The 11,182-nt window shown below is 63.3% G+C and carries 12 protein-coding genes; 8 read left to right on the forward strand and 4 right to left on the reverse strand.

Annotated elements, in window-relative coordinates:
- Window positions 1-31 precede the first annotated feature (31 nt).
- The 3 genes from ASS64_RS07595 to ASS64_RS07605 all read left to right on the forward strand — a co-directional run bounded on the left by ASS64_RS07595 (window position 32) and on the right by ASS64_RS07605 (window position 2,147).
- The gene (locus ASS64_RS07595; RefSeq protein WP_067692194.1) at window positions 32-436 is read left to right on the forward strand and encodes a MerC domain-containing protein; all 405 of its coding nucleotides are present in this window, start codon (window positions 32-34) and stop codon (window positions 434-436) included.
- Window positions 437-446: 10 nt separating this feature from the next.
- The gene (gene thiS / locus ASS64_RS07600) at window positions 447-1,418 is read left to right on the forward strand and encodes a sulfur carrier protein ThiS (RefSeq protein WP_083508235.1); all 972 of its coding nucleotides are present in this window, start codon (window positions 447-449) and stop codon (window positions 1,416-1,418) included.
- 201 nt (window positions 1,419-1,619) lie between these two features.
- Complete coding sequence (locus tag ASS64_RS07605; protein ID WP_067693073.1) at window positions 1,620-2,147, forward strand: hypothetical protein; 528 nt, start codon at window positions 1,620-1,622, stop codon at window positions 2,145-2,147.
- On the opposite strand, the gene ASS64_RS07610 is transcribed toward ASS64_RS07605, so the two are convergent.
- From ASS64_RS07610 to ASS64_RS07625, 4 genes are all read right to left on the reverse strand, one after another.
- Window positions 2,144-2,515 (reverse strand): PrgI family protein, encoded by a 372-nt coding sequence (locus ASS64_RS07610; protein WP_067692196.1) that lies wholly within the window; start codon window positions 2,513-2,515, stop codon window positions 2,144-2,146. The genes ASS64_RS07605 and ASS64_RS07610 overlap by 4 nt on opposite strands.
- Window positions 2,515-4,317: a long-chain fatty acid--CoA ligase gene (locus ASS64_RS07615; RefSeq protein ID WP_067692198.1), complete on the reverse strand. Its 1,803-nt coding sequence runs from the start codon at window positions 4,315-4,317 to the stop codon at window positions 2,515-2,517. The genes ASS64_RS07610 and ASS64_RS07615 overlap by 1 nt, the downstream gene beginning before the upstream one ends.
- Window positions 4,318-4,412: 95 nt before the next feature.
- The gene (gene ggt / locus ASS64_RS07620; RefSeq protein WP_067693077.1) at window positions 4,413-6,128 is read right to left on the reverse strand and encodes a gamma-glutamyltransferase; all 1,716 of its coding nucleotides are present in this window, start codon (window positions 6,126-6,128) and stop codon (window positions 4,413-4,415) included.
- Window positions 6,129-6,139: 11 nt separating this feature from the next.
- Window positions 6,140-7,168: a quinone-dependent dihydroorotate dehydrogenase gene (locus ASS64_RS07625; RefSeq protein ID WP_198147684.1), complete on the reverse strand. Its 1,029-nt coding sequence runs from the start codon at window positions 7,166-7,168 to the stop codon at window positions 6,140-6,142.
- A gap of 461 nt (window positions 7,169-7,629) precedes the next feature.
- Here ASS64_RS07625 and ASS64_RS07630 point away from each other — a divergent pair, with 461 nt between their 5' ends.
- The 5 genes from ASS64_RS07630 to ASS64_RS07650 all read left to right on the forward strand — a co-directional run bounded on the left by ASS64_RS07630 (window position 7,630) and on the right by ASS64_RS07650 (window position 11,152).
- Window positions 7,630-8,439, forward strand: a complete 810-nt coding sequence (locus ASS64_RS07630; RefSeq protein WP_198147677.1) for a helix-turn-helix domain-containing protein — start codon at window positions 7,630-7,632, stop codon at window positions 8,437-8,439.
- 104 nt (window positions 8,440-8,543) lie between these two features.
- Window positions 8,544-8,954 carry an SUF system Fe-S cluster assembly regulator gene (locus ASS64_RS07635; protein WP_067692207.1) on the forward strand — a complete coding sequence of 137 codons (411 nt, stop codon included), beginning with the start codon at window positions 8,544-8,546 and terminating at the stop codon, window positions 8,952-8,954.
- Entirely contained in the window at window positions 8,951-10,447 is a 1,497-nt protein-coding gene (gene sufB, locus ASS64_RS07640; protein WP_067692210.1) for a Fe-S cluster assembly protein SufB, read from the forward strand. Before ASS64_RS07635 ends, sufB begins: the two co-directional genes overlap by 4 nt.
- Entirely contained in the window at window positions 10,447-10,626 is a 180-nt protein-coding gene (locus ASS64_RS17110) for a DUF2158 domain-containing protein (RefSeq protein WP_067692213.1), read from the forward strand. The genes sufB and ASS64_RS17110 overlap by 1 nt, the downstream gene beginning before the upstream one ends.
- Window positions 10,619-11,152 carry a DUF559 domain-containing protein gene (locus ASS64_RS07650; RefSeq protein ID WP_067692216.1) on the forward strand — a complete coding sequence of 178 codons (534 nt, stop codon included), beginning with the start codon at window positions 10,619-10,621 and terminating at the stop codon, window positions 11,150-11,152. The genes ASS64_RS17110 and ASS64_RS07650 overlap by 8 nt, the downstream gene beginning before the upstream one ends.
- Window positions 11,153-11,182: the final 30 nt, after the last annotated feature.

Below are 11,182 nucleotides of genomic sequence, written 5' to 3' on the forward strand. Positions count from 1 at the left end.
AGAGGATACACCATAACATAACTGCGATGTCATGTTGCAACGCCCCATCTCGCCGATTCGTCGGAGGCTCGACCGTGCGGGGATATTCCTGTCGGGCGCATGCGCTGTGCACTGCCTGCTCTCGATCGTGCTCGTATCGGGCCTTGGGATCGGCGGCGAACTCTTCCTTTCACCCGAAATCCATCGGTTCGGCCTTGTTCTGGCGACGCTGATCGCAGCGGTCGCGATCGGTTGGGGTGCGCTGCGCCACCGCATGGCGACACCTTTCGTGATTGCCATGACGGGGCTCACCTTCATGGGTGGTGCCTTGGCGGTGCCGCACGGCTATAAGGAGGCGGTCCTCACCATCATCGGTGTTGCGCTCGTCTCGCTCGGGCACATCCTCAACCTGCGCCATGTGCATTCCGCCGCTTGCAAGGAGCGCTGCGGCGACTAAGTCGGGCGGCATGATTGTCCTCACCGTAAACGGCGAAAGCCGCCGCACTGCCGCCACCACCGTTGCCGAACTCGTTCGCGAACTCGATCTCGATCCCGCCAAGGTCGCGGTCGAGCACAATGGTACCATTGCGCCGCGCAGCGAACTGGCCGAACATCGGGTATCGGAAGGCGATACGCTCGAGATCGTCCATTTCGTCGGTGGCGGGCAGGATGAGGACAGCTGGTCGGTGGCAGGGCGTAGCTTCAAGAGCCGCCTGATCGTCGGCACCGGCAAGTACAAGGATTTCGAGCAGAACGCCGCCGCGCTCGAGGCGTCTGGAGCGGAGATCGTTACCGTTGCGGTACGCCGGGTCAATGTCAGCGATCCCAAGGCCCCGATGCTGACCGACTACATCGATCCCAAGAAGGTCACCTACCTGCCCAACACCGCCGGCTGCTTCACGGCCGAAGATGCGATCCGGACGCTCCGGTTGGCGCGTGAGGCGGGCGGATGGGACCTCGTGAAGCTCGAGGTGCTGGGCGAAGCGAAGACGCTCTATCCCGACATGCGCGAAACGCTCACCGCGACCGAGACTTTGGCCAGGGAAGGCTTCCTGCCGATGGTCTATTGCGTCGACGATCCGATCGCCGCCAAGCAACTCGAGGATGCGGGCGCAGTTGCGGTCATGCCGCTGGGCGCGCCGATCGGTTCGGGTCTGGGCATTCAGAACCGCGTGACTATTCGTCTGATCAAGGAGGGTGCAAACGTTCCGGTGCTGGTCGATGCCGGCGTGGGCACCGCCAGCGATGCGGCAGTGGCGATGGAGCTGGGCTGCGACGGCGTGCTGATGAACACCGCCATTGCCGAGGCTAAGGATCCGATCCGCATGGCGCGCGCGATGAAACTGGCGGTAGAGGCTGGACGCGATGCCTATCTTGCGGGGCGCATGGCCACGCGCAAATATGCCGATCCGAGCAGCCCGCTGGCGGGCCTCATCTGACGGTCGGGAGGGCGCAGCGTAAGGGCCGGCGAGATTGGGCGGGGTGATCGGCCGGGTCTTCATATCGCCACCTCTCGTCCGTTCTCCATACGACAGTCCGAACGGAACGAAGACCGGTGCGACATGGTGAGCCTTGCCCCGGCTTACCGCTTGTTAACCATATTCGGTGACACTCGGCGTCGTAGCTAGGGAGTGCCGATCATGGCCGTAACGGGTACCGCATCGATCACTATCGCCGAAATGCGCGAGTTCGCCGGACTGACCGCCGCCGAGCAGCGCTATATCCGCCGCAGCCTCGATATCGGTCTCGGCCGCTGCGATGCCTTTCGCATCTGGGGGCGTAACGCGAGCGAAAACGCCGCGATCCGCAGCCAGTATGTCGCCTATCAGGAACTGAAAGCGCTGCGCCAGTCGATCCCCGAACAATCGGGCTTCGACAGCGTCGAAGGCTTCGTCGGCAAGCTTACCCGCGTCGCCGCCTTCGACCTTGCGCAGGAACGCATCGACAGCTTTTCCGCTTTCCGCTTCCTCTACGAGCGCCTGATCTCCGCCGATGTCCGCCCGTGGCTTCCCAGCGCCTTCTGCGCCGCTGCCGCCCTGCCGCAAATTCGGCCGGAACGCCGCAAGATGCTGCTCCAGTCGCTCAGCGAAGCTGCCGCAACCGCCCCCGGCTGGAGCGACCGCGCTCCGAGCTTCTACCCCGAGTTTATCGAGGAAGTGGCGGCCTAGTCCATGGAGTCCACAAGCGCGCTGGTTCGCCGCGCGTTGTAGCGAGACCAGGCGAGCAGGGCGACGCCAATAAGTCCAAGCCCAGCGCAAACCGTCCAGAGCTCACTTTCATCTGCCTCGCCATACACGAGCATAAGCCCACCTATGGCTGCCGCGCCAGCAAGGAAAACCCACCCTCCAAGGGCCAAGGGAAAGAGTGGGCGTTGTTCAACCTTATCGAGAAGCGCGGGAACATGCTCCGGCGCCTGCTTCAGCGCTTCACGGAGCGTGCGGTTCAAAGAAACATGGGCGATCAATCGCCGGATTTGGTCCACAAGAAGCACGCAGGTGCCGAAGACGACCACCAAAACCAGGAGCTCTTCCAGCATTAGCTACGGTACAGTCCATCGAGCCGCTCGCCGTAGCGGCCCTTGATCTTGTGGCGGCGGATTTTCATCGAGGGGGTCATTTCCTCGTTCTCGATAGTGAAGGGCTCGTCGGCGAAGGTGAACTGGCGGACCTTCTCGACCACCGAAAGATCCTTGTTCACCCGGTCGACCGCGGCGCGGATGGCGTTGCGGAATTCGGGTAGTTCCTGGACCTTCTTGCAATCGAACTGCTTGCCCTGTTCGCGGCACCATTCGAGCGTCCATTCGGCATCGGGCACGATGAGGCCGACGATATAGGGTTTCTTGTCGCCAGCCACCATCGCCTGACCGATTTCGGGCTGCAGCGTCAGCATGCCCTCGACCTTTTGCGGGGCGATGTTGTCGCCCTTGTCGTTTACGATCATGTCCTTCTTGCGGTCGGTGATGACGATCCGGCCCTTATCGTCGAGGTGGCCGATATCGCCGGTATGCAGCCAGCCGTCCTTGATCGTGCGCGCGGTCTCGCTCTCGTTCTGCCAATAGCCGTGCATCACAAGCTCGCCGCGGACGAGGATCTCGCCGTCCTCGGCGATCTTGATATCCACCCCGCGCATGGCCGGGCCGACCGAATGCATGGCAATACCGGCGGTGGGGCGGTTGCAGCTGATCACCGGGCCGGCTTCGGTCTGGCCGTAGCCCTGCAGCATGGTCAGACCCATCGATTCGAAGAAGATGCCGACATCGGGGTTGAGCGGCGCGCCGCCCGACACCATCGCCTTGATCCTTCCTCCGAAGCGTTGGCGGATCTTGGGCTTCAACAGGCGCCCCACGGCGAAGTCCTTGAGTCCGTCGCCGAATTTCGGCTCGCCGGCAGCGCGGCGCTCACCCACTTCGAGCGCGGTGTTCATCAGCTTTTCCGCCAGGCCGCCCTGCTTTTGCACCTGCTTCATGATCCGCGTGCGCAGCACCTCGAACAGCCGCGGGACGACGACCATGATGGTCGGCCGCGTTTCCTCGATATTGCTGGCGAGCTTTTCGAGCCCTTCGGAATAGTAGATCTGCGCACCCACGCTGATTGGCAGGAATTGCCCGCCGGTGTGTTCATAGGCATGGCTCAGCGGGAGGAAGGAGAGGAAGCGTTCGTCGTCGGCAATGCCGAAATCCTCGATCAGGATTTCCGCTGCACCGGCGACATTGCACAGGATTGCGCCATGGTGCTGCAGCACGCCCCGCGGTGCTCCACCGGTACCGCTGGTGTAGATGATGCAGGCGGTATCGCCGCGCCCGATCCCGGCAATGCGTTGCTCGACTGCCGCGCGCGCGGCAGCCGCATCCCCCTCGAGAACCTTGTCCCAGTTGTGAAAGGTAAAGCTTCCCGATTGCTGGCGATGCAGATCGTCGATACCGATGACATGCTCCGCTACGCCCGAAGCCTGCAACGCGCCGTGCAGCGGCCGCAGTAGCTTTTCGGTAGAGACGATGACCGCCTTGGCGCCCGAATTGTCGAGAATATGGACGTGGTCGCGTTCGGTATTGGTGACGTAGGCAGGCACGGTAATGCAGCCTGCCGCCATGATCGCGAGATCGGCGATGCACCATTCGGGCCGGTTTTCCGATACCAGGCATACCCGGTCACCTTCCTTGAGCCCCAGCGAGCGCAGGTTTTCGGCAAGCAGGCACACCCGTTCCGCCGCTTCGTTCCAGCTGATCGTTTGCCAGCTGCCGTCGATCTTGGCGCCGAGGAATGGGCGGTCACCTTTCTCCCCGGCGCGTTTCAGAAAAAGTTCGACCAGATTGTTGGCGGAATCGATATCCGTCAGCACGGGCAGGCTCCTCAGCAGTTCTTATCTTATGCGACCTTATGCTTGCGACGGCTTAAGCCGCTCGCCGCGCAACGGCAAGCAGGTGGCTGCACGGATCAGGGGCTTTCGATCTGACCCGCGAGTCGTGGGTCGCGGGCGCTTTGCCATCCGTCCGGCGTGCGCAGGACCGCGCCGCCCTTTACCGGCGCTGCGCGCGGGATGATTTCGGCATGGCCCAGGGCCTTGAACGCGTCGGCCTGCGCTTCGAGCCAGGTACCCTTTTCGAGCAGCACGCGGTCGCCGAATGCCATGATGAAAGGCAGGCCGAGAATGTCCTCGGCGGAAAGGCCGAAGTCGATCGCTCCGATGATGCTTCGCGCGGTCTGGACCGGGATGGTGCCGCCGCCCGCCGCTCCGACTGCGAGGAACGGCCTGCCCGCGGGATCCCAGACGATGGTGGGCGCCATCGAGCTGCGCGGACGCTTGCCGCCTTCGACCCGGTTGGCGACGAGCCTGCCGTCGACGACCGGCGAGCGGCTGAAATCGGTCAGCTCGTTGTTGAGAAAGAAGCCCCCGGCCATCAGCCCCGAACCGAACGGCCCCTCGATGGTGGAGGTGTAGCTCACCATGGTGTCGTCCGCATCGACGACCGCGAAGTGCGATGTGCCTTTCTCTTCGGGTTCGTCGCCGTCGGCCAGCGCAGCGGGAGCCCCGACCGGCGTCCCGGCCTCGACCTCGGCTAGCCGGCCGTCATCGGCGATCAGGGCGCTCCGCTCGGCAAGGTAGTCGGGATCGATCAATCCCGCGACCGGTACCGACACGTAGTCGCTATCCGCCAGATAGAGCTCGCGATCGGCATAGGCGAGGCGCTGCGATTCGACGAAAAGGTGCCAGGTGACCGGGTTTTCGGCCCCGAGCGCTGTTAGATCGAACCGCTCGAGCTGGCCGAGAATTTGCAGCACCGCGACCCCGCCCGAGGTCGGCGGACCCATGGTGCAGACCCGATAGGCACGATAGGTTCCGCACACCGCATCGCGTGTCTTGGCACTGTAGTCGGTGATGTCGGTATAGGTCATCGCACCATCGCGCGGCGTGTCGGCGGCAACGGTGGCGGCGATTTCGCGCGCAAGATCTCCGGAATAGAATGCCGAGGGCCCCGCCTGGGCAATCGCTTCGAACGTCCGCGCCAGCCGCTCGTTGGTAACGAGCGTTCCCACGGGGAGCGGTTTGCCCGTCGCATCGAAGAACATGGCCCGCGCTTCGGCGGAGTGCGCGGAGCGGTTCTTGGCGCGCTCAAGCATTCCGTTGAGACGCGGATTCATCGCGAAGCCTTCGCGGGCCAAGCGGATTGCGGGTTCGAACAGGGTCGCCCACGCAAGCTTGCCATGCGCGGCGTGGGCCTTCGCGGCCAGCGCGATATTGCCGGGCACTCCAACCGAAAGCCCGCTGCGGACCGATTCGATATAGGGCGGCAACTCGCCGTTTGCATCGAGGAACCATTCGGGAGTCGCTCCGGCCGGTGCGGTTTCGCGGCCATCGTACGTAGCGACCGCCCCGTCCGCCGTTCCGCGCACCAGGAAGCCCCCTCCGCCGATGCCCGAGCTCTGCGGCTCGACGACGGTCAATGCCAACATCACCGCTAGGGCCGCGTCGGTCGCGCTTCCCCCGCGCGCGAGCATTTCCTCGCCGGCGGCTTGCGCGCGTGGATCGGCTGCCGAGACCGCCCCGGTAAATGCGGGCGCGGATTGTTCGGGCGCAGTGGCGAGTGGGGGAGTGACAGTGCAGCCGACTAAGGCGAGCGCCGACAGCGATGCGGTAAGAGGCCTGGTCATGCGCCGCATGCCTATTCGGTTCCAACCGCTTCGGCAATCGAGCCGAAGCCATCGCGGCGCATCAGTTTCTCAAGGCCCCGCAATATCCGGCGCGGCAGGCCCGGGCCTTCGTACACCATCGCGCTGTAGAGCTGGACGAGGCTCGCGCCGGCGAGGATGCGTGCCCAGGCATCATCGGCGCTGGCAATCCCGCCAACGCCCACCAGCGGAATGCCGCCGCCGGTCGCCGCGCGGAAATCGCGCAACCTCTGCTGGGCAAGATCGCGCAGAGGCTCGCCGGACAATCCGCCGGTTTCGCTTGCATGGCAGGACTTAAGCGCGGGCCTGGAAATCGTGGTGTTCGAAACGATCAGGGCGCCTAGCTGTTTGTCGAGCGCGATCCGCGCGATGGCGTCGATATCGGCCGGTTCCAGGTCGGGCGCGACCTTCAGAAAAACCGGCGGCCCGTCTGCTCCACGCGCCTCGAGGACGGCATCGAGCAGACCCGACAGCGCACCTTCGTCCTGCAGAGCACGCAGGCCCGGCGTATTGGGGCTCGAAATATTGACCGCAAGGTAGGATGCCAGCGGCGCCATGATCCGCGTCATCGTCGCATAGTCGGCCGTGCGATCCTCGCTGTCCTTGTTGGCGCCGATATTGATGCCGACGATGCCACCGCGCGCTGCCCGCCGAGCGAGCCGGGTCCGTGCGACCTGCGCACCGGCATTGTTGAACCCCATGCGATTAATGACCGCCCGGTCTTCGATCAGCCGGAACAGGCGCGGCTTGGGGTTGCCGGCTTGCGGGCGCGGAGTGATCGAACCGACCTCGACGAAGCCGAAGCCGAGGCCGAGCAATTGGTCGGGTACTTCGGCATCCTTGTCGAAACCCGCCGCCATGCCGAGCGGATTGGGAAAAGCGATTCCCGCGACATCGATCGCGAGCGGCCCGGGCTCTTGCGCACCGGCCTGTGGCGAGATCGAAAGCGCCTTTACCGTCAGGCGATGGGCACGCTCCGGGTCGAGCGCAAACAGGGCGGGCCGGGCGAGGTCGAACAGCATGGCGCGCGCCATGCCGCCTCCGGCGCAGCCTGTCGAGATGCATCCGAAATCCGGCGTTCACCAGTCCGCCGGGCGGCAATTCAAGAAAAAGTCAATCGATTCGGCACCCTGTCGCTTGCATACAATCAATTGTCACAGACTCGTCCTAACAGATTCCCGCGACCCGAAGGGCTCGGAGCAAATCTGCAACGAGTTCTCGACTTCAAAGGGGGGGCCTTCACGGGCCGCCCCTTTTTTTCGTTCCATGCGCAATGCCGGAGAAGATCTTTTCGCAACCCGATTGCGATTGCGAGGATTTTGGCGTATTTATACAATTTGTTGGGCAAAATAATGATCGGAACAGGGGTTTGTCGGGTCCGCAGGGTGACGAAACGTCGCATTCTTTCGAGTTTGTAGCAGCGCCTTCCGATCTCGCGCCCTACCTCAATTCGCTCTACATCTGGCGAAGCCCCGACTCCCAGATGGACGATGTTCTTCCTGCCTATTCGGGCCAGATGGTCATGTTCGGTCGCGGTGTCGGCCGCATGCAATTCGATCCGGGAGAGATTTCGGAAACCGGCGACGCTTTGTTTGTCGCGCCCTTATGCCAGGCGCGCCACTTCAGCGTCAGCGGGCCTGCCAAAGTTTTCGGCGTCTCGCTCAATTTCCGCGGCTGGGCGGCGCTGTCAGGCCTTTCAGTGCACGATTATCACGATTGTTTCCTCCAGCCGGAAACGGTTCTTCCCGACGGACTCGCAGAGGAATTTGCAAGTCTCGCACCGCGCTGGCGCAATGGCGAGCTTGACGACACGTCTGTGCTCGATTCCATGGCTGGCATCGTTCGGCGTGGATTGTCGAAGCTGCCGGAACAGCATCTCACCGTGATAGATCGAACGCTCGAATGGCTGTCGAGCTCGTTCAAGCCCGATCTGGACGAGCTCTATGAGCGACTGCCCTATTCGAAGCGACAGTCGCAGCGACTGGTCGCACAGTTTTTCGGCCAGTCGCCCGTAAGGTTGGTGCGCCGATATCGGGCGGTGCGCGCTGCAACCCTGCTTTCCATCCCCGACCTTCCCGAGGAGATCGAGGCCGAAATCCGCGAAGCGTTCTACGATCAGGCGCATCTCATCAAGGAGATCCGGTTCTTCACCGGCCGCACCCCGAAGCGTCTGCAGCCCGATGCGGGATTACCGATCAACGAAATGCTCGGCCCCGACGGATACAGCGCGGTCGATCTGTTCGGCTCCGGCGAAGCGGAGCAGCTCGGGCGGGACGGGCTCGACAAGGCCTGATTGCAAACGACTCGCAACAAGGTGTTTTCCGTTGAAACACCTGATACGGGCGCCTAACTGGGTAATCGGATCGATTTGGTCCGATTAAGCCATGTGCCCGTGAGATGAGACTTTCGAACCTTGCCGATTATGCGGTCGTCGCCATGTGTGCCGCCTCGCGCCATTGCGGGGACGGCAGGACCAGCGCGGCGGAATTGGCGGCGGAGACGGGCCTTCCAGTGCCGACGGTACAGAAGCTGGTCAGCAAGCTGTCGGCGGCCGGCCTGCTGCGTTCGACTCGCGGCGCGGGGGGCGGGTTGCAGCTGGCCCGCCCGGCGGCGGCGATCACGCTCGCCGATATCGTCGAGGCGGTCGAGGGGCCCATCGCACTGACCGCCTGCATCGAGGGGACCGAATGTTCGGTCGAGCATGACTGTACGGTCAAGCCGCACTGGCCGGTCGTGAATGAAGCGTTGCGCGGCGCGCTGGCGGCGATTCCGCTGACCCAGCTCGCCCGGACAAGAGAGATTGCATGAGCGAAGAAATCGACATCCAGACCAAACCCGAAATGGACGCCGAAGCGAAGGAAGCCGCCGAAAAGGCCGCCGAATACGAACACGGCTGGTCGGCGGAGATCGAAACCGAGTTCGCCGAAAAGGGTCTGACCGAAGACACCGTCCGCTTTATCAGCGCCAAGAAGGGCGAGCCTGAGTGGATGCTCGAATGGCGCCTCAAGGCCTTCCGCCTGTGGCAGGAGATGGAAGAGCCCGACTGGGCCAAGCTCGGCTATCCCGCGATCGATTACCAGGACGCCTATTATTACGCGGCGCCGAAGAAGAAAGAGAAGCTCAAGTCGCTCGACGAGCTCGATCCGGAAATCAAGGCGGTCTACGACAAGCTCGGCATTCCCGTGGCGGAGCAGGAAGTGCTCGCCGGGGTCGAGGGCGCACGCAAGGTCGCGGTCGATGCCGTGTTCGACAGCGTTTCGGTTGCCACCACCTTCCGCGAGGAACTCAAGAAGGCCGGCGTCATCTTCTTGTCGATCAGCGAGGCGATCAAGGAGCACCCCGAGCTGGTGAAGAAGTGGCTCGGCAAAGTCGTGCCGCAGCACGACAATTTCTTCGCCACGTTGAACAGTGCGGTCTTTTCGGACGGCACCTTCGTCTACGTGCCGAAGGGCGTGCGCTGTCCGATGGAGCTCTCCACCTATTTCCGCATCAACGCCGAGAACACAGGCCAGTTCGAACGCACGTTGATCGTCGCCGAACCGGGCAGCCATGTCAGTTACCTGGAAGGCTGCACCGCGCCGATGCGCGACGAGAACCAGCTCCATGCCGCGGTGGTCGAACTGGTCGCGCTCGAAGATGCCGAGATCAAATATTCGACCGTGCAGAACTGGTATCCGGGCAATTCGGAGGGCGTCGGCGGGATCTATAATTTCGTCACCAAGCGCGGCCTGTGCCAGGGCGCGCGCAGCAAGATCAGCTGGACGCAGGTCGAAACCGGCAGCGCGGTGACGTGGAAGTACCCGTCCTGCGTGCTCAATGGCGAAGACAGCGTGGGCGAATTCTACTCGGTCGCGGTGACCAACAATTACCAGCAGGCCGATACGGGCACCAAGATGATCCACAACGGGCGCGGCAGCCGCTCGACGATCATTTCCAAGGGCATTTCGGCGGGCAAGTCGAACAACACCTATCGCGGGCTGGTGCGCGTGGCGGCGAATGCCGACGGCGTGCGCAACCGCACCGAATGTGATTCGCTGCTGATCGGCGACCAGTGCGGCGCGCACACCGTGCCCTATATCGAGGTGAAGAACCCCGGCGCGCAGATCGAGCACGAGGCGACCACCAGCAAGATCAGCGACGACCAGCTGTTCTACGCCATGCAGCGCGGCCTCGACGACGAGGAAGCGATGGCGCTGATCGTCAACGGCTTCGCGAAGGATGTGCTGAAAGAGCTGCCGATGGAGTTTGCGGTCGAAGCGCAGAAGCTTCTGGCGATCTCGCTCGAGGGGAGTGTGGGGTGATGCGCAAGGGCGATGTCGTGATGTTGCGATCGGGCGGACCAAAGATGACGGTCGAGAAAATTCATTGGACCGTCGTGAGCGAGATATCTCGCGTTAGGTGCGTTCATATTCGCGGTGATGGCCAAATGATTCGACAAGAGTTTGATCCCGAACTGCTCATGGTGGCTCCCCATGACTGACCGCAAAACCCTCCAGCTTCGTGATCCCAGCGAAACCGCCGACGACACCCCCGCGCTCAAGAAGAAGGGCCGCGGGTGGGAGATTTCGGAGAAGCGGCTCGACGCGATTCACGAGCGCGCGCGCTATTTGCGGCGGCATGCGAGCCCGGCGCACAAGGCGCTTGCGGCGCGCTTCGCCAGGGAAGATTTCGGCAAGTACAAGTTCACCCGCCACACGGTGGTCGGCTCGGCGATCCTCGATTTCGTGTCGCACCCGCTGGGTCTTGCCATTGCGATCGACGAGGAGGGGCAGGACGATCGCGTGGCCAAGCGCCGCGACAAGAGTCTCGCCAGCGTCGGCATCGAGGTTTTCCGCATCCCTGCCGCGACCATCCTCGAGGATGTCGAGGCCGCGATGCAGCCGATCTTCGCCGCCATGAACGCGCGCTACCGCGACAAGCAGGCCGCGCGCCGCGAACACCAATCGAAATATGGATCGACGCCCAGGCGCAGTCGCCCGCAACGAGGGCAGCGAGACCGCCAATGACGCGCCCCCCCTCTTTTCCCGTCATCCCGG

Source organism: Erythrobacter sp. AP23, from assembly GCF_001542855.1.
In the GTDB taxonomy this organism is placed as follows: domain Bacteria; phylum Pseudomonadota; class Alphaproteobacteria; order Sphingomonadales; family Sphingomonadaceae; genus Qipengyuania.